Source organism: Acetonema longum DSM 6540, from assembly GCF_000219125.1.
Classification (GTDB): Bacteria; Bacillota; Negativicutes; order Sporomusales; family Acetonemataceae; genus Acetonema; species Acetonema longum.
Genome location: NZ_AFGF01000181.1, coordinates 1 through 17,320, shown reverse-complemented (window position 1 = coordinate 17,320; position 17,320 = coordinate 1). Strand labels below are relative to the sequence as shown.

Genomic DNA, 17,320 nt, shown 5'->3' with positions numbered 1-17,320 from the left:
TTCTCAGGGAGCTGGCTCCCGGGGTGGCCGTGGAGGCGGTGCGGGCCGTTACTGACGCTGCCTTTTCTCTCGATTCTCAGGTCAAGGTAATGGCTGTTTAAGGAAATCGTTTACCCAAAGGAAAGGATGGATAAAAATGTCAAACCGGGTTTGGTACCAACAGGACTCCAAGGAAGTAGTCGCCGCTTTGGATTCCGATGTTTCGACAGGACTATCTTCCGCCGAAGCTGAGGCGCGGTTAAAACAATTCGGCCCCAACGAACTGATTCACAAAGAGGGCCGGACTACGTTTCAAATGTTACTAGAGCAGCTCAAGGACTTTTTAGTCTTAATTCTGATTGGCGCCAGCATCGTTTCGGCCTTTGTCGGGGAAGTAGTGGATTCCCTGGTGATTATGGCTATCGTCGTATTAAACGCCGGGCTGGGCGTGATGCAGGAATCCCGGGCGGAAAAGGCGCTGGAGGCCTTGAAAAAGTTAGCTGCTCCCACATCAAAAGTCATTCGGGACGGCAAACAGGAAGTCATCACTTCTGATGAACTGGTGCCGGGGGACGTGATCATCCTGGAAACCGGTGACTATGTGCCGGCTGATGTACGCCTGCTGGAAGCCGTTAACCTGAAAATAGAAGAAGCGTCGCTGACAGGCGAATCGGTGCCGGTGGAAAAGGAACCGAGAGCCATCGACCATGAAGCGCCTCTGGGAGACCGCAAAAATATGGGCTTCATGAGTACGGTCATCACCTATGGCCGGGGCAAAGCGGTGGTTACCGATACCGGCATGAAAACCGAACTGGGCAAAATCGCGACGATGATTCAGCATTTCGAAGATGAGCAGACTCCCTTGCAGCGGCGTCTGGAAGAGTTCGGGAAGATCCTGGGCTACAGCTGTCTGGGTATCTGCGTCATCGTCTTCCTGTTAGGCCTGTGGCGCGGCGAGCCGCTGCTCAGCATGTTCATGATCGCCGTCAGTCTGGCGGTAGCCGCCATTCCGGAGGGGCTGCCGGCAGTAGTAACCATCGTGCTGGCTTTAGGTATGCAGCGGATGGTTAAACGCAATGCCATCGTCAAAAAACTCCATGCTGTGGAAACATTAGGCAGCACCACCGTTATTTGTTCCGACAAAACCGGGACTCTGACCCAGAACCAGATGACAGTCGTCCGGGTTTTTGCCGGCAATTCTATTTATGAGTTAACCGGTGAAGGCTACAATCCGCAAGGTTCATTCTCCCGCAACGGCCAACTGTTGGAGGCCAAAAATACTTCTGACCTTGATTTGCTGTTAAAAGGCGGATCTCTCTGCAATGACGCTTCCCTGCGTCAGGAAGAAAGCAGCAAAACCTGGCGCATCGCCGGCGACCCCACCGAGGGAGCTCTGATCGTGGCCGCCGCCAAGGCGGGATACAGCCGGCAGACGCTGAATGACGCCCATCCCCGCATTCAGGAAATTCCTTTTGATTCGGCCCGGAAAATGATGACGACTTTCCACCAGGACGAATCCCAGAAAATCATTGCCTTTGTCAAGGGCGCGCCGGACATTTTACTAGGCCGCTGCACCCATATCCAGATCAACGGCGAAGTCCACGAACTGACCCAAGAGATCCGGCAGACAGTGCTTGAGGCCAACCAGGACATGGCCAAGCAGGCGCTGCGGGTGCTGGCCGTGGCCTACCGCCGCTACGCGGCGCTGCCGGATGATATCACGGCGGCTGCCGTCGAGCAAAGTCTGATCTTTACGGGCCTGCTGGGCATGATTGATCCTGCCCGCCCGGAAGTGAAAGACGCGGTTAAGGTCTGCCGGACCGCCGGTATCCGCCCGGTGATGATCACCGGCGACTACCGGGATACGGCCTTTGCCATTGCTCAGGAACTGGGCATTGCCGATGACGAATCCACGGTTATGACCGGCCCGGAACTGGACAAGCTGTCGCCGGATGAACTGCGGCAGGTCGTTCGCCGCTCCAGTGTCTTCGCCCGGGTTTCACCGGAAAATAAAGTGGCGATTGTAGACGCGCTGCAGCAGAACCAGGAAATCGCCGCCATGACCGGCGACGGCGTCAATGACGCGCCAGCCCTGAAGAAGGCCCGGATCGGCGTGGCTATGGGCATTACCGGCACGGATGTCACTAAGGAAACCGCCGACATAGTACTGACTGACGATAACTTCGCCAGCATTGTTTCGGCAGTGGAAGAAGGCCGGGTTATCTACAGCAATATCCGCAAGTTCGTCTTCTTTCTGTTGTCCTGCAATTTTGCCGAGATCCTGCTGATTTTCCTGACCATGCTGCTGGGCTGGCCGATTCCGCTCCTGCCGATTCACTTATTGCTGCTCAATCTGGTGACCGATGCCTTCCCGGCTCTGGCTCTGGGCATGGAACAGCGCGAACCCGGCGTTATGGACCAGCCTCCGCGGGATCCCAATGAATCCCTGATCGATGTGCGCATGCGCTGGATGATTGGCATTCAAAGTACGGTCCTGGCTCTGGCGGTCATTGGTTCCTTCAAATACGCTCTGAACACCTTCGGCGGGGACCTTGAGATCGCCCGCACCTATTCCCTGGCAACCCTCATTTCCGGTGAACTCCTGCGGGCTTATTCCACCCGTTCCGAGTTCCACTCCATCTTTAAAATCGGTGTGTTCAGCAATAAGTACATGAACCTGGGTGTGCTGGCGTCGTTTGCGATACTGATGCTGGCCATGTACTCGCCGTTCAGCGATATCTTCCGCACGGTTCACCTGTCGTTTTGGGACTGGGATGTGATTTTAGCCTTCGCAGCCCTGCCGCTGATTTCTGCGGAACTGGGCAAGGTTGTCCTGAACAGGATGCACGGACACGGCGCGACCGTCAAAAACAACTGACACCAAGAATAAATAAACAACAGCAGGGCTCGAACTCCGGTTCGCAGCCCTGCTGTTTGTTTCTCATCAGCCCGTCAGGAGACATCCATCTCCCTGAGAAAACCCCCATCATCGGTAATAAATTCACAATGTTGCTTGTTTTTCCTTTCTGCGGTATCATACTTTGTGAATAAAGCATAACTGTCTCAGATTTTCGCATTCCTATCATTACTATTTCAGCTTTATCCGAATAGAAAGAGGAGATTGACATGCTGATTGACAAAAAAACCGATTTTGATAAAGACAAGCTAACATTCTCAGAGGATCAGGGATTTACTATCCGGGAGGCCATTGCGGAAGCCAAGCGATGCCTCAATTGTCCCAGGCCTTTATGCCGCACCGGCTGCCCGATTGACAACGACATTCCCGGTTTTGTATCCTGCGTCGCTCAGGGCAACTTTGGCCAGGCCAGTAAGATTATCGCCCAGCGCAGCAGCCTGCCGGCTGTTTGCGGCCGGGTCTGTCCCCATGAAAAGCAGTGTGAGGCCCATTGTGTCATGACCAAACAGCAAAAAGGCATTCGTATCGGTAAACTGGAGCGGTTTGTGGCGGATTTTGAATCGGACATGGAGGTTGACAGGATTACCCCCACCCAGGCCACTAAAGGATCTGTCGCCGTCATTGGCTCCGGCCCCGCCGGTCTGACCGTAGCCGGAGACCTGGCCAAAGCCGGCTTTGCTGTTACGGTCTTTGAAGGCCAGAATGAGCCGGGAGGCGTTCTCCTGTACGGTATCCCGGCTTTTCGGCTCAATAAGGATGTGGTTCGCCGGGAAATTGACCGGTTAAAACAACTGGGCATTCTGTTCGAGACCAATGTACTGGTAGGCCAGGATATAACTGCGGATCAGATCTTTGACCGGGGCTTCGACGCTATCTTCATCGGCACCGGCACGGCTCTGCCCCGCACCTTGGAAGTACCGGGGAAAGATCTGCCGGGAGTGGTACAGGCCACCTATTTCCTCAGCATGGTGGCTCTGGCGGCCGGCGGCAATCTGGATCAGAAAGAAGTACCGGTGGCCAAAGGGGACCGGGTGGTGGTCATCGGCGCCGGCAATGTAGCCATAGACGCAGCTCGTACGGCTTTGCGCCTGGGAGCCCAGCGGGTAACCATTGTCTACCGGCGGACCCAGACGGAGATGCCGGCATTACAATCGGAATACGAGCAGGCTGTCGCCGAAGGCGTCCAATTCGAGTGGCTGGCCAGTCCCACGGCCTTTACCGGCGGCGAGCGGGTCCGGGGGGTAGAGTATGAACTGCAAAAAATAGACGCCAATGGCAAGCCGACGCCCTCCTGCCAGCTGCGCATCCTGCCGGCCGATAAAGTCATCATGGCAGTGGGCCAGCGTCCGGCGGCCCGGATTGTATCTACCACCACCGGCATTGATGTGAATGAAAACGGCTATGTCATAACGAAGGAGCGACCATACGGCATGACCACCCGTCGGGGAGTATTCGCCGGCGGTGATGTGGTCCATGAACCGGCGACCGTAGTCCTGGCCATGAAGGAGGCCAAAAAGGCAGCGGCAGGCATTGCCAGCTATATTGAAGCCAAAAAGTTGCTGGATGACTGTGAACCCGTCCCGGCAAGCGGAGATCCCGCTCAAGCGCAATAATACCTGCCTGACCAGGCATTTTACACAAGAGTCCCCGGCGATGGCCGGGGACTCTTTAGGCTGCGCCGTTCCTGGCGCGGTCCAGATCGATCCAGAATTTAACTCCCTGTTCCAGGTTCTCTGCGCCAAAACCGTTATGATGACGTTCCTGGATAGCTTTTACAATAGCCAAACCTAAGCCAACCCTGCCTTCTTCCCGCGGCCGGGCTTGGTCCGCCCGATAAAAACTGGTCCAGATTTTGTCCAGACTGTGTCTGGCAATAGGGTTGCCGGAATTCATGACTGACAGGCGAACTTTTTCTCCCTGGGGCGTTATTTCCAGGGCAATGATTTTATCCTGATTGATATGATATAGGGCGTTATCAATAAAGTTTACGATGATTTGCTCGATTTTGCCCTGGTCGGCATAGACCAAGAGGCCGTTGTCGTTAGCCTTGACTTCTATTGACAGCTTTACGTTTTTTTCAGACAGGATGGCGGTGTATTTATAGAGTACCTGCTTTACCAAGGCTGCTATATCAAATACGGTCTTATCCAGCCGGAAGTACTCCGATTTCAGCTGGGCCAGGTTCAAAAGGTCTTTGACCAGCTGATCCATTTTTCGGGCTTCATCCATGATGACGTCGCAATAAAAATTTTTACCGTCTTCATCGTCCATGACATTGGTTTTGAGCCCTTCCGCATAGCCTGAAATCAGGGCGATGGGGGTCTTGAGCTCATGGGAGACATTGGAGATAAACTCTTTGCGCATCTGATCCATTTGCCGCTCTTTTTGAATATCTTCCGTCAGACGCTGATTTTTCAGATGCAGTTCCCGGATGGCCAAATCCAGTTGATCGGAAAGATAATTAATGCTGTCGGCCAGATCAGACACTTCATCGTTGCTATGATGGCGGCACTTCTGCCGGAAGTCCAGATTCGCCATGCTGTGAGCAATGTCTTTCAGCTGGATAATGGGATTGGTGAAGCGTCTGGCAACAATTATTGTCCAAATGCAGCCCAGCAAAATGACCGGAATGGCGGTAAACCCCATGAACTGATTGACAATAGCCACACTTTCCCTGATGGTGGAGAGATGAATCCGCAGCGTCAAGAGGTCGCTGTTCTTCAATCTGCGTTCCAACACCAAAAACTCCCGGTTTAAAATCGTGTCTTTTTGGATTTCCAGGGTGAATTGGTCACTGACTTCCTGGTTTACTTTCAGATATTGGGAAGATGCCCTGGAACGGGAAGCCTCATTCGGAAGGGCGGTGGTTTCCGGGAAAAAGGGCTTGCCATTAATCACACGGTAAACCGAACTGTATTTTGTAATACCGGCTATATCGGTAATCCGAATGGAAACGCTCCTGTCACTCTCCAGCCGCTGCAGGGTAAAAGCAATTGTTCCCGGATCGCCTGTATACAGTTCAGCAATCGCCTGGCTGCTTTGACGCAGCAGGTCCTTTTTTTTGCTCAGATAGTAGTCTTCGAGATACTGGGTTGTCAGCATCCAGATCAGGCCCACATACAACAGGACCAGACCGCTCATGCCCAGATACAGTTTGGTTTTAATTGACAGCTTCATTTTGCTTCCTCAAATAGATAGCCCAGTCCCCTGACGGTCTGAATCCATTTGTTTAAGGGCCCCAGTTTAATTCTGAGCCGGTTCACATGGGTGTCCACGGTTCGCAAGTCGCCGAAATAACGATAGTCCCAGACCCGCTCCAGGATCTGTTCGCGGCTTAATGCCTTGCCCCGGTTCATGGCTAAATATAGGAGCAGGTCATATTCCTTCGGGGTCAGGTTCAGAGACTGTCCTTCCAGGTGAACTTCATGGGCGGCGGTATTGATGGTCAGATCGCCAAATTGAAACGGCAGGGTTCCGGCAACTTCTGTCCGGCGCAGCAGGGCTTTGACTCTGGCCACCAAAATTTGCGGACTGAAGGGTTTAGTAATATACTCGTCAGCCCCCAGCTCAAACCCGAACAGTTCATCCATCTCCTGGCTGCGAGCAGTTAGGATGATGACCGGCATGCTGTATCGGGCGCGAATCTCCCGGCACACACTCCATCCGTCCTTGCCCGGCATCATCACATCTAATATAACCAGGGCAACATGGCCGGAGAGTAAAGCAAGGGCCTTTTCCCCGTCTTCCGCCTCCAGGACAGCATAACCGGCTTTGCGTAAGAAATCTCCCACCAGCTTGCGCAGGCGGAACTCATCATCCACAATCAAAATAGTTTCCTGGGCCATAACAGCACCTCGCAACTTAATTTTCAAAAAACAGAAATAAATCCCATTTCATTTTGCCGATATATTGTGACAAAACTGTAACAAAGCTGTGACAAAATTGTAAACCGGTTTGTTTACAATAAAATCAGCAAAAAAATAATTTTATTGTTTGAGAGGAATGGGATGAAAGCAGAATCAACTTCATTGTCTTCGCGGGAACAGATTGATGCGGTATATATTGTCAGGGCATTAGCCATTATCGGGGTTTTACTGGTCCATACTTCCGCCGTACCGGTTGAAACGGTGGCTCCGGTATCAAAAACCTTCGGTGTGTATAATTTTATCAATATTTTTAATAAGTTTGGAACCCCCACATTCATTTTTCTTAGTGCCTTCGTTTTATTCCACAGCTACTTTTCGCGTCCCTTTACCGGGGAATTGATCGGGCGGTTTTATAAACGGCGGCTTCTGTATGTTTTACTGCCTTATCTGATTTTCTCCCTGGGCTATTATGTGGCCCGGACCTACTATCTGCACGGGCTAAGCTGGGAAGGATTGATTCAAAACGCAGCGCCGGCGGAATTTTTTCTTAAGTTGTTGACCGGCAAAGCTTTTTACCATCTTTATTTTGTGTTTATCAATGTTCAGTTTTATCTTTTGTTCCCCGCTCTCTTATGGATCCTGCAGCGGTATCCGTCTCTTTCCAGGCATTTGGTCTGGGCGGGCATTGTTCTGCAGTGGGCCTTTGTACTGGCGAACCATTGGAACGGGCAATATGCCGACAAAGGGTCTCTTGCTGTATCCTACATCTCCAATTATTTTCTCGGCGCTTTTTGCGGCATTCATTATGAATCCATTAAGAAGAAGAGCTTGATCAGCTCGAAAGACATCCGGTCACGACAAACCCGAAATTGGCTGATTGTTTGGCTGGTCTGGGGGACAGCGGCAGCAGCTCATGTCTATATCTGGCATCAGTTGAGAGCTTACGGCATTGTGCTGCATGGATTGGTGTATGAAGGACTGTGGCATCTTCACTCCTTCCTGACTGCTCTGGTGCTGTTTCAGGCGGCTCACTTTCTTCTCCGCCGGCTGAGCCGGGCATGGGTGAATGCGCTCCTGCATCTGGGCATGGTTTCCTTTGGCATATATCTTCTGCATGCCGGTTTGCTGTCCTTTTATTTCAACCTCCCAGTCGGGGACTCACCATCGGTTTATCACCCCTTTGTGGCGGGAGGATTTTTGTGGGCGCTCTTTGCTTCCTGGATCATTGTGAGATTGGGCTATCAATTGACCGGCAGCGCCTGGATACTGTTCGGCCCCCTGCCGTCAGCGGTTCCGTTCCGTCAGAAGCATCCGAAGGAGTCTGAATCAGTGAATCGCATACGGCCTCTCAGAAATGATAAAATGATCATAACTCTGGATGCAGGTAAGGAATAAAAGCAGACCGCTGATGCATGAATTGAATAGTTTCTCCTATCCTGTGTTTACGGCTAGTCAATATGGAGGGAAAAGGCGGCAGGCATCGAATAAAAACACCAGCCGTGAAAAACAGGGATGGGGGATACTATGACTGAAAAATATGCGATTGGGTTAATCGGACTGGCCGTTATGGGCGAGAATCTGGTCCTGAATATGGCGGGCAAGGGTTTTCGGGTAGCCGTCTATAACCGGACGGTCAGCAAGGTCGACGAGCTCTTGGAAAGGACGCGGCACCTGCCGGTAGGCGGTGCCCACAGCATACCTGAATTGCTGGACATGCTCGAAAGGCCCCGCAAAATCATGCTGATGGTCAAGGCCGGTGCGCCGGTGGATTCTATGCTGCAGGAACTCTTGCCGCATCTGGAAGCCGGGGATATTGTCATTGACGGAGGCAACTCCTTTTTTGAAGATACCCGCCGCCGCGTACAGGAAATGACGGCCCAGGGCATCCGTTTCCTTGGCATGGGCGTCTCCGGCGGCGAAGAGGGGGCGCTGAAAGGGCCGAGCCTGATGCCCGGAGGAGAAAAAGCCGCTTATGAAGAGGTAGCGCCTCTGTTTACAGCTATTGCCGCCCAGGTGGAGGATGGCCCCTGTTGCGCTTACGTCGGTCCGGACGGCGCCGGTCATTATGTAAAAATGGTGCATAATGGCATTGAATATGGCGACATGGAGCTCATCTCCGAAGCTTATTATATCATGAAGCATGTACTGGGCCTGACGGCAAAGGAGCTTCATACCGTTTTCGCCGAATGGAACCGAGGTGTGCTTGATTCCTATCTGATAGAAATTACCCGCGATATTTTTGCCAAACTTGATGAAGAAACCGGCAAACCGCTGGTGGAAGTCATTCTGGATAAAGCCGGGCAGAAGGGCACCGGCAAGTGGACTTCACAAAGCGCTCTGGACCTGGGAGTGGCGACACCGACCATCACCGAGGCGGTTTTCGCTCGCTGCATGTCGGCGTATAAGGCGGAACGCCTGCAGGCCGCCGGCATTTTGCCTGGTCCCGGCAAAACCTATGCCGGTGATAAGCAGCAGTTCATACAAGCCATTCACGATGCCCTGTATGCTTCCAAAATTTGTTCCTACGCTCAGGGCTTTGCCTTGTTAAAGGCGGCGAGCGAGGAATACCACTGGTCGCTCAATTTTGGCGAAATCGCTTTGTTGTGGCGGGGCGGCTGCATTATCCGGGCGCAGTTCCTGGACCGAATCAAAGAATCCTACGAGCAACAGCCTGAACTGGCCAATCTGCTGCTCGCTCCCTATTTCACCGACGCGCTGACTGCCGCTCAGGGTAATTGGCGGTTGGTTGTTAAAACCTGCGCCGAGCTTGGGGTACCCGTACCTGCCTTCAGCGCTTCGCTGGCCTATTATGACAGTTATCGCCAGGCCGTGCTGCCGGCCAATCTCATACAGGCCCAGCGGGACTATTTTGGCGCGCATACGTATGAGCGAGTGGATAAAAAAGGAATATACCACACAGACTGGCTTAAATAAAAGCGGCTGCTGACCTGCCGGCTTGAGGCATTGAGATAATGCATGAAAAAGGGTGTTACGAAGCTTATGTGCTTCGCAACACCCTTTTGTTCGAAAAGCTTACTTCTTCAGCACCGAATAAAGCGGCTGCTTGCCGGTCAGTACCCGGACGACTTCTTCGGCGGCGGTGACACCCATGCGGGTAACCGCTTCCGCAGTCGCGGCCCCGGCATGGGGGGTCAAAACCACGTTGTCCAAGGTGAACAAGGGACTGTCCACCGGCGGCTCCTGAGCGAAGGTGTCGAGACCGGCGCCGGCAATGACGCCGGTGGTCAGAGCTGCATAGAGATCCTCTTCCACAATCAGGTCGCCCCGGGCGGTATTGATGATGATGGCCGACGGTTTCATGGTCTTTAGCACGGCCCTGTTGATCATGCCCTGCGTTTCCGGTGTGGCTGGGGCGTGCAGCGAGAGGAAGTCAGCGGCAGCGATGACCTCGGACAGAGGTTTGTAGACGACGCCGTATTTTTCGATCCAATCAGCCCGGGGAAACAGATCATAAGCAACCACCTGCATGTCAAAGGCGGCAGCCCGTTTGGCGACTTCGCCGCCGATATTGCCAAGGCCGACAATACCCAGAGTTTTGCCGGACAGTTCGCCACCGGTCACACGGTTCCAGGAACCTGCCCTCACCGACTTGTCCATGAGGTTGATTTTACGGGCGACAGCCAGCATCAGGGCGAAGGCCAGTTCGGCGACGGAAACGGTGTTCGCGCCTGGCGTAATGGTAACCTGGACGCCGTGCTCTTTGGCGGCCGTCAAATCGATGTTGTTATAGCCGACGCCGTGCTTAGCGACGATTTTGAGCCGGGGAGCGCCTTTGTCAATGACGGCGGCGGTGACTTCATCCATGCCGGCGACCATCCCGTCCACATCCTGTATAAGCTCCAGCAGTTCCGCCTCTTTTAAGGGGCGGTCATGGGGATTCAATACGATTTCGAAACCCGCCTGCGACAAAACAGCTTTTGCTTCAGCTGATTTGGCAAAGGAGCGGGCAGCTGCCAATACTTTCATAATTAATTCCTCCTGATTTCTACCAATGTTTTAAAGTTTGTTGCTTATTCTCCAATTAGCCGCGTTGGATTTTCGCAATAGCGGCAAATTCGGACTGCAGGTTCCAGTAAATCCGTTCATAAATAGAAAACAGTTCCTGGTAGCGGCTATGATTCTCCGCGGACGGATAATAGCGTTCCTTGATATTGATGAATCCGCCGACCTCTTTGATGTCTTTGAGAATGCCCAGAGCGTGCATACCGAGAATGGTCGCGCCGAAAGCCGATCCTTCGGGTTCGCCCGGCACGCTGATCATTTTGCCGAATACATCGGCCATAATCTGGACCCAAAGCTTGGAACGCGTAAAACTGCCGCTGACCCGGATTTCATTAACCGGACCGGCCACCTGGTCCAGTGCCTGATAGATGCTGAACATCCGGTAGGTTACGCCCTCCAGGGTCGCCCGAATCATATGGCGCTTGTCATGATTGAGATTCAGGCCAAACAGCACGCCCCGGGCGTTAGCGTTCCAGTAGGGAGCGCGCTCACCGGCAAAAAAAGGAAGCAGAATCAGGCCGTCTGAGCCGGCCGGTACTTTTTCGGCATAGGTGCTGAGCAGTTGATAAGCATCCAGCCCCATCTTTTCCGCTACCCGCTGCTCGGTTTCGGCGAACTTGTCCCGCATCCAGCGGAAGGCGATGCCGCCGTTATTAATAGCACCGCCGGCCACCCAGTATTTGTCAGTCAAATTGTAACACCAGGTGCGGAGTTTTTCATCCACGGTCGGCTTGTCGGTGACCAGCCGCACGGCGCCGCTGGTGCCAATCATGGCGGTAAGCTGCCCCGGATTGATCGCGCCGGCGCCGATGCTGGAAAGAACGCCGTCGCCAGCACCGACCACAACCTTCAAATCAGGCGGCAGTCCGAGCCGGGCCGCGACTTCAGGCGCAATTTCCTCTGTTACATGGGTGGTGGGTACTACCCGGGAAAACATGTCGCCGGAAATGCCCAAAACAGCCAGCAGTTCCTGATCCCATTCCAGGGCATGAATATTATACATGCCGCTGCCTGAGGCAATCGAACGGTCGACGATATACTGCTTCAGAAAACGGTACATGATATATTCCTTAATGCTGACAAACTTGTAGGTGCGTCGGAACAGGTCCGGCCGCTCATGCTTGAACCAGAGGATTTTGGACGGCATATACATGGGATGCAGAGGACAGCCTGTCCTCATATAAATGGCTTTGGCATCCTGCTCGGACTTCAGTCTTTCGGTATAGAGCTGGCTGCGGCTGTCTGCCCAGTTCATCATCCGGCAGAGGGCGTTGCCGTCCCGGTCAATGGGAATAAAGCTATGGAACACCGAGCCGAAACACAAGCCTGCGATCCTGTCCGGCGGCAGCTTGGCCTGGAGCAGCGCTTTTTCGGTCACGGACATAACCGCCTGAAAAATTTCTTCAGGCTCCTGTTCGGCCCAGGCGGGATTGGGAGTATAGAGCGGATAATCCTGGGACTGGCTGGCCAGCAGTGTCCCGTCCGTGCGGTGAATGACCGTCCGGGCGCCGGTGGTGCCGATATCAACACCGATAATAGCTTGCATGATGAATCCCTCTTTTCGTATGTCGTTCCTTAATACCGTTTACGGGCAATGCTGTCCCGGAGTTTTTCCAGCACCTGCAGCGTAGTATCCTTACGCTGCAGGCATACGCCGGTATACAGGCAGTCGGTTACTAAAAGCGCCGTCACCCGCGAACCCATGGCTTCGCTCCGGAACATGGTTTCTTTGCCGTAGGAAACAAGCACCACGTCCGAAACTTTGGCGATGGGGGATATGGGGCTGCCGGTGATGGCAATCACTTTCGCCTTCTTATTTCTGGCGATGGTAATGGATTCAATCAGTTCCTTATTGCTGCCGGAATGGGAGAATGCAATGACAACATCATTTTCTTTCATCAGAGAAGCATACATGGCCTGCCAGTGGGAATCGGTCTGTACCATGCAGGGAATGCCTGTCCGCATGAACTTATTGCAGGCATCCATAGCCAGACCGCCGGAACCGGCCATGGCGAAAAACAGAAGCTGCCCGGCGCCGGCGATTATATCCACAGCCCGCCCCAGTTCACGGCAGTCATTGACCTTCGTCGTCTGTTCCAAATTTTGAATGTTCAGCGTGCAGAGCTTTTGCATAATAATGAACATGTCATCGGTTTCGCTGATTTCTTCATGAATATTTTTGAGGGGTTCAATCACGGAGCTTGCCAATTTGATTTTTAATTCCTGATAGCCCTTGTAGCCCAGCTTCTGGCAGAGTCGAAAGACGGTTGCGTCACTGACCCGGCTGTTGTCGGCCAGTTCTGTAATGGAACAATGGATAATTGCCCTGGGGTTTTCCAGGATGTATTGCGCAACTTTTTTTCCGCCCGGTTCAGACCCGAATATGCCTCCCGAAGCTTGTCCAGGCTTCCTTTTTCCTCCATGGTCGCCATGCGTTTCGTCCCTTCATCCGTTGTTGCTTCCGTATATAATTATACGATGAAACGACGGCAGGGAGTTATTTTTTTTGAAAAATTACGAAAAAAATTTTTATCAAAATCATATGTTACTATGCTATAATAGAAAAAAGAAAAAAATTTACGAAATTTCGGTTTAAGGGAGGAAAATCAATGGACAAGTATCGTGTTGTAAAATGCCTGCAAGAAACCGGAATTGTCGCGATCGTCAGAGGCATTCCGGCCGGGAAAATCGAAAAGATCGCCGCCGCCTTATATGAGGGCGGAGTGCAGGCGATTGAAGTTACCTGCAATACGCCGGGTTATCTCAGCATGATTGAAGCGCTGTCCTCTACGATGGGCGACAAAATGCTGGTCGGCGCGGGGACTGTGCTCAGCCCGACGGCGGCGCAACTGGTAATCGACGCCGGTGCAAAATTCGTACTGGCCCCTGATCTCAATCCCGAGGTGGTGCAACTGGTACATCAAAATCAAAAGCTGGCCATTCCCGGCGTAACAACGCCGAGTGAGATTATGACAGCCTATCGCCTCGGCGTTGACATTGTTAAGCTTTTCCCGGCGGGAGCGCTGGGGGCGAAATACCTGAAGGATTTGCGCGGCCCGTTGAATCAGGCGGCCATCATACCGGTCGGCGGCGTTAATCTGGGGAATATTGCCGAATTCATCCAGGCAGGAGCCTTCGGCTTTGGCATCGGCAGTGAACTGGTGGACAAAAAAGCGGTGGCTGAAGGAGATTACGCTACGATTACGGAAAAGGCGAAAGCTTTCATCGAGGCGGTGCGTCGGGCCCGGGCCAGCGTATAAGAGGCTGTTGCTGATCTAAAGCAAGAGAAAAATTTCACGAATTTAAGAGAAAATTGAAAAAATAAAGACCAGAATGTCCCGGATACGGAAGGATTTTTTGAATAGTATTTCGAATTTACACTAAACAGTTGTACCAAGCCCCGAAGATTGTCTATCGGGCTTAGTATAAATGAAACATGGGAGGAAACGTAATGAAGAAAATGGGTAAGCTGATGGGGGTTCTATTGGCCGGAATGGTTGCTGTGAGCCTGCTGGCCGGTTGCGGCGGTGGCGCGGCGCCGGAAAAACGGACTATCAAGGTGGGCATCGGTCTTAACGAGCAAAGCCCGCAATACAAAGGGTTGGAAAAGTTCAAGGAAATTGTGGAACGTGATTCCAAGGGACGTATTGAAGTCCAGCTTTTCGCCAGCAGCCAGCTGGGTGACGATACCAAGATGATGACAGCCCTCAGAGCAGGTACGCTGGAAATGACTTGCCCGTCAACTGCCCCGATTTCCGGTCTTGATAAAAAATGGATGGTTTTTGACCTGCCTTTCCTGTTCCCCAATGAAGAAGTTGCTGATAAGGTGTTAGACGGTCCTGTCGGTCAGAAGTATCTTGATTCTCTGTCCACCCAAGGCATTAAAGGAATCGCTTTCTGGGAAAACGGCTACCGGCAGCTTACTAACAGCAAAGTCAATGTCAAGACTCCGGCTGATGTAAAGGGCCTTAAAATCAGAACCATGGAAAACCCCGTACATTTAGCTACCTTCAGAACCCTGGGCGCTAACCCGACACCCATGCCGCTGGGTGAATTGTTTACCAGCATGCAGCAGCACATTGTCGACGGCCAGGAAAATCCGTTGACTACCATTTATCTCCAAAAATATTATGAAGTACAAAAATATACTTCCGTAACCAATCATTTCTATTCCCCTTTCGTCTTTATGTTCAGCCAAAAAATTTGGAACACTCTGCCTAAGGAAGATCAGGAGCTAATTGCCAGAGCCGGCAAAGAAGCTGGTATTTACCAAAGAAAGACCAATCGCGAAATGATGCAGGAAGCAAGTGCTAGCCTGGAAAAGGCCGGCATGGTTGTTACCAGGCTGACCCCTGAACAGGCGCAAGCCTTTGTCGATGCCACGAAAGACATCGCAGGCCAGTTTGAAGCTGAGATTGGCAAAGATAATGTCCAAGAAGTAAAAGCAGAAATCGCTAAATACTCCCAGAAGTAAAAAGTAACGCGAGGCTGTTGAGAAAGCCAGTACTGCGCCAATCTTGAAATTGCAAGTTAATGGCGAGCGAATTCTTCGCCGGTAATGTTGCTTTCAGGGTTGGCGCATACTACTATAAGCGGGCTTTTCAACAGCCTTACCTGTTTAGTGCTTCTCTGTTTTTATAGCATTGATCCAGAAAGTCAATTCCCCTTGAGAGGACGTAGATATATGGACGCCATAATGAATGCCTGCTACCGTATGCTCCATGCGCTGATTGCCGTGTGCTTGTGTCTTATGACAACCTTTGTTTTTTCCAATGTCGTGATGCGTTACTTCTTTAACTCTGGTATTACCTGGGCGGAGGAAGCTTCGAGATATTTGTTTGTTTGGCTGATCTTCCTGGGGGCGATTGTTGCTTTTCGCGAAAATGCCCATTTAGGGGTCGACACACTGGTTAACAAGTTATCGGTCAAAGGCCGGAAAATCCTGTTTGTGGCCAATAATATACTCATTTTGTTAACCATGCTGCTGGTTGTGCATGGCACATGGAATCTGACAACTCTGACGATGGATCAGAATTCACCGTCTATGCGAATTCCGCTGGCGTTCGTTTATGTCGCAGGATTTATTTCCAGCGTCAGCATTGTGATCATTGCCCTAGGCAATTTGTACAAGCTGCTTACTAACAAAATGGCCTCCGATGAACTGCTCATGATTACCGATTCGGAAGACCGGCAGAAAATTGAGAGCGTCGTTGGTGAGGAAAAAAGCAAAGGAGGTCCCAATTCATGACAATGACCATGCTTGTCTTCCTGGTATCCCTGCTGGCGGTCATGGCCATGGGGATCCCTATTGCCTTTGCGCTGCTCATGAGCGGCGTGGCTTTACTGATGCATTTAAATCTGTTTGATACGCAAATCCTGGCATCCAACCTGGTCGACGGGGCTGATAATTTCCCCCTCATGGCAATTGCGTTCTTTATCTTAGCCGGAGAACTGATGAATGCCGGCGGCATATCAAAGCGCATTATCGCTTTCGCCATTGCCCTGGTTGGTCATGTCCGCGGCGGTTTAGGTTATGTGGCTATTCTTGCCAGCTTAATCTTCTCCGGCTTGTCCGGTTCGGCTGTTGCCGATACGGCGGCATTGGGCGCAATACTGATTCCGATTATGGTAGAGGCCGGCTATGACCGCGCCAAATCAGCCGCTTTGATCGCCTCAGCAGGTATCATCGCGCCGATCATGCCCCTCAGCGTACCGATGATTATTTTCGGCGTTACAGGCAATGTATCCATACCCAAGCTGTTTATGTCCGGCGTAGTGCCCAGCTTGCTGCTGTGTATTTTTCTGGCAGCTACATGGGCCTGGATTTGCCGCAAAGAGCAGTTTAAGGTACAGCCGCGCAAGAGTTTGGCTGAATTGATGCAGGCCGCGCGAGGAGCGGTATGGGCCTTTATTTTACCGCTGATTATCATCGTCGGTTTGCGAGGAGGCATCTTTACCCCCACGGAGGCGGCTTCCATTGCGGCCTTCTATGCCCTCTTTGTCGGAGTGGTTATTTATCGCGAACTCAATTGGGGCAATATTACGGAAGTCTTGGTTGCGGCGGCGAAAACCACCAGTGTGGTCATGTTCCTGGCGGCGGCAGCTATGGTTTCCTCGTGGCTGATTGCGGTAGCGAACATCCCGGCGCAGCTTGGCGAACTCCTGGCGCCTGTTCTGGACAATAAACTCCTGTTGATGATCGCCATCAACCTTATTGTATTGCTGGTCGGTACGGCCATGGACGCAACGCCTACTATACTGATACTGACTCCTGTAATGATGCCGATTATCTTAAAGGCAGGCATTGATCCCGTTTATTTCGGCTTTATGTTTGTATTTAACAACATGATTGGCCTCTTAACGCCGCCGGTAGGTACGGTGCTTAATGTGGCAGCCGGGGTAGGCAAGGTTACAATGGATCAGATTATGCGCAATGTCTGGCCCTATATGTGGATAGAAATTCTGTTGCTCATACTGCTGACCTTTTTCCCGGACATTGTTATTGTTCCGATGCGAATTCTTACCGGTTCCTAAC

13 protein-coding genes and 1 pseudogene are annotated in these 17,320 nt (G+C 52.1%); 8 read left to right on the top strand and 6 right to left on the bottom strand.

Translation table 11 applies throughout. The features are described 5' to 3' along the window. Positions 1 to 136 precede the first annotated feature (136 nt). Positions 137 to 2,857, top strand: coding sequence for a cation-translocating P-type ATPase (locus ALO_RS15995; protein ID WP_004097893.1), 2,721 nt, complete (start codon positions 137 to 139; stop codon positions 2,855 to 2,857). Between the two features lie 248 nt (positions 2,858 to 3,105). Beyond that, complete coding sequence (locus ALO_RS15990; RefSeq protein ID WP_004097891.1) at positions 3,106 to 4,509, top strand: NAD(P)-dependent oxidoreductase; 1,404 nt, start codon at positions 3,106 to 3,108, stop codon at positions 4,507 to 4,509. A 55-nt stretch (positions 4,510 to 4,564) separates the two neighbouring features. Here ALO_RS15990 and ALO_RS15985 read toward each other — a convergent pair whose 3' ends face one another. Beyond that, positions 4,565 to 6,073, bottom strand: a complete 1,509-nt coding sequence (locus ALO_RS15985; protein WP_004097889.1) for a sensor histidine kinase — start codon at positions 6,071 to 6,073, stop codon at positions 4,565 to 4,567. Next, the gene (locus ALO_RS15980) at positions 6,070 to 6,741 is read right to left on the bottom strand and encodes a response regulator transcription factor (RefSeq protein WP_004097887.1); all 672 of its coding nucleotides are present in this window, start codon (positions 6,739 to 6,741) and stop codon (positions 6,070 to 6,072) included. The genes ALO_RS15985 and ALO_RS15980 overlap by 4 nt, the downstream gene beginning before the upstream one ends. 162 nt (positions 6,742 to 6,903) lie before the next feature. On the opposite strand from ALO_RS15980, the gene ALO_RS15975 reads away from it, so the two are divergent. Together ALO_RS15975 and gnd are read left to right on the top strand one after the other, a co-directional pair. Next, positions 6,904 to 8,157, top strand: a complete 1,254-nt coding sequence (locus ALO_RS15975) for an acyltransferase (RefSeq protein WP_004097885.1) — start codon at positions 6,904 to 6,906, stop codon at positions 8,155 to 8,157. Positions 8,158 to 8,286: 129 nt separating this feature from the next. Beyond that, complete coding sequence (gnd, locus tag ALO_RS15970; RefSeq protein WP_004097883.1) at positions 8,287 to 9,696, top strand: decarboxylating NADP(+)-dependent phosphogluconate dehydrogenase; 1,410 nt, start codon at positions 8,287 to 8,289, stop codon at positions 9,694 to 9,696. A gap of 99 nt (positions 9,697 to 9,795) precedes the next feature. Here gnd and ALO_RS15965 read toward each other — a convergent pair whose 3' ends face one another. The 4 genes and pseudogenes from ALO_RS15965 to ALO_RS23960 form a co-directional block, all read right to left on the bottom strand. Continuing rightward, complete coding sequence (locus tag ALO_RS15965) at positions 9,796 to 10,749, bottom strand: phosphoglycerate dehydrogenase (protein WP_004097881.1); 954 nt, start codon at positions 10,747 to 10,749, stop codon at positions 9,796 to 9,798. A gap of 55 nt (positions 10,750 to 10,804) precedes the next feature. Beyond that, positions 10,805 to 12,331 (bottom strand): gluconokinase, encoded by a 1,527-nt coding sequence (locus ALO_RS15960; protein WP_004097878.1) that lies wholly within the window; start codon positions 12,329 to 12,331, stop codon positions 10,805 to 10,807. Between the two features lie 29 nt (positions 12,332 to 12,360). Further along, positions 12,361 to 12,993, bottom strand: coding sequence for a MurR/RpiR family transcriptional regulator (locus tag ALO_RS15955; RefSeq protein ID WP_004097876.1), 633 nt, complete (start codon positions 12,991 to 12,993; stop codon positions 12,361 to 12,363). Between the two features lie 48 nt (positions 12,994 to 13,041). After that, positions 13,042 to 13,092 (bottom strand): annotated as a pseudogene (locus ALO_RS23960) (hypothetical protein); the annotation flags it as partial. Positions 13,093 to 13,394: 302 nt separating this feature from the next. Here ALO_RS23960 and ALO_RS15945 point away from each other — a divergent pair. The 4 genes from ALO_RS15945 (at position 13,395) to ALO_RS15930 (ending at position 17,319) form a co-directional block, all read left to right on the top strand. Further along, a complete protein-coding gene (locus tag ALO_RS15945) occupies positions 13,395 to 14,045 on the top strand; it encodes a bifunctional 4-hydroxy-2-oxoglutarate aldolase/2-dehydro-3-deoxy-phosphogluconate aldolase (RefSeq protein ID WP_004097872.1) in 651 nt (216 codons plus the stop codon). Positions 14,046 to 14,236: 191 nt separating this feature from the next. Continuing rightward, entirely contained in the window at positions 14,237 to 15,259 is a 1,023-nt protein-coding gene (locus ALO_RS15940; protein ID WP_004097866.1) for a TRAP transporter substrate-binding protein, read from the top strand. Positions 15,260 to 15,469: 210 nt separating this feature from the next. Beyond that, on the top strand, positions 15,470 to 16,033 hold the full coding sequence (locus ALO_RS15935; RefSeq protein WP_004097864.1) for a TRAP transporter small permease: 564 nt from the start codon (positions 15,470 to 15,472) through the stop codon (positions 16,031 to 16,033). Between the two features lie 2 nt (positions 16,034 to 16,035). Then, positions 16,036 to 17,319 (top strand): TRAP transporter large permease subunit, encoded by a 1,284-nt coding sequence (locus ALO_RS15930; protein WP_040293658.1) that lies wholly within the window; start codon positions 16,036 to 16,038, stop codon positions 17,317 to 17,319. Position 17,320 lies beyond the last annotated feature (1 nt).

Excerpts from the sequence above, each read along its gene's own strand:
- ALO_RS15995 (WP_004097893.1), top strand. The coding sequence starts at position 137 with ATGTCAAACCGGGTTTGGTACCAACAGGACTCCAAGGAAGTAGTCGCC.
- ALO_RS15990 (WP_004097891.1), top strand. The coding sequence starts at position 3,106 with ATGCTGATTGACAAAAAAACCGATTTTGATAAAGACAAGCTAACATTC.
- ALO_RS15985 (WP_004097889.1), bottom strand. The coding sequence starts at position 6,073 with ATGAAGCTGTCAATTAAAACCAAACTGTATCTGGGCATGAGCGGTCTG.
- ALO_RS15980 (WP_004097887.1), bottom strand. The coding sequence starts at position 6,741 with ATGGCCCAGGAAACTATTTTGATTGTGGATGATGAGTTCCGCCTGCGC.
- ALO_RS15975 (WP_004097885.1), top strand. The coding sequence starts at position 6,904 with ATGAAAGCAGAATCAACTTCATTGTCTTCGCGGGAACAGATTGATGCG.
- gnd (WP_004097883.1), top strand. The coding sequence starts at position 8,287 with ATGACTGAAAAATATGCGATTGGGTTAATCGGACTGGCCGTTATGGGC.
- ALO_RS15965 (WP_004097881.1), bottom strand. The coding sequence starts at position 10,749 with ATGAAAGTATTGGCAGCTGCCCGCTCCTTTGCCAAATCAGCTGAAGCA.
- ALO_RS15960 (WP_004097878.1), bottom strand. The coding sequence starts at position 12,331 with ATGCAAGCTATTATCGGTGTTGATATCGGCACCACCGGCGCCCGGACG.
- ALO_RS15945 (WP_004097872.1), top strand. The coding sequence starts at position 13,395 with ATGGACAAGTATCGTGTTGTAAAATGCCTGCAAGAAACCGGAATTGTC.
- ALO_RS15940 (WP_004097866.1), top strand. The coding sequence starts at position 14,237 with ATGAAGAAAATGGGTAAGCTGATGGGGGTTCTATTGGCCGGAATGGTT.
- ALO_RS15935 (WP_004097864.1), top strand. The coding sequence starts at position 15,470 with ATGGACGCCATAATGAATGCCTGCTACCGTATGCTCCATGCGCTGATT.
- ALO_RS15930 (WP_040293658.1), top strand. The coding sequence starts at position 16,036 with ATGACCATGCTTGTCTTCCTGGTATCCCTGCTGGCGGTCATGGCCATG.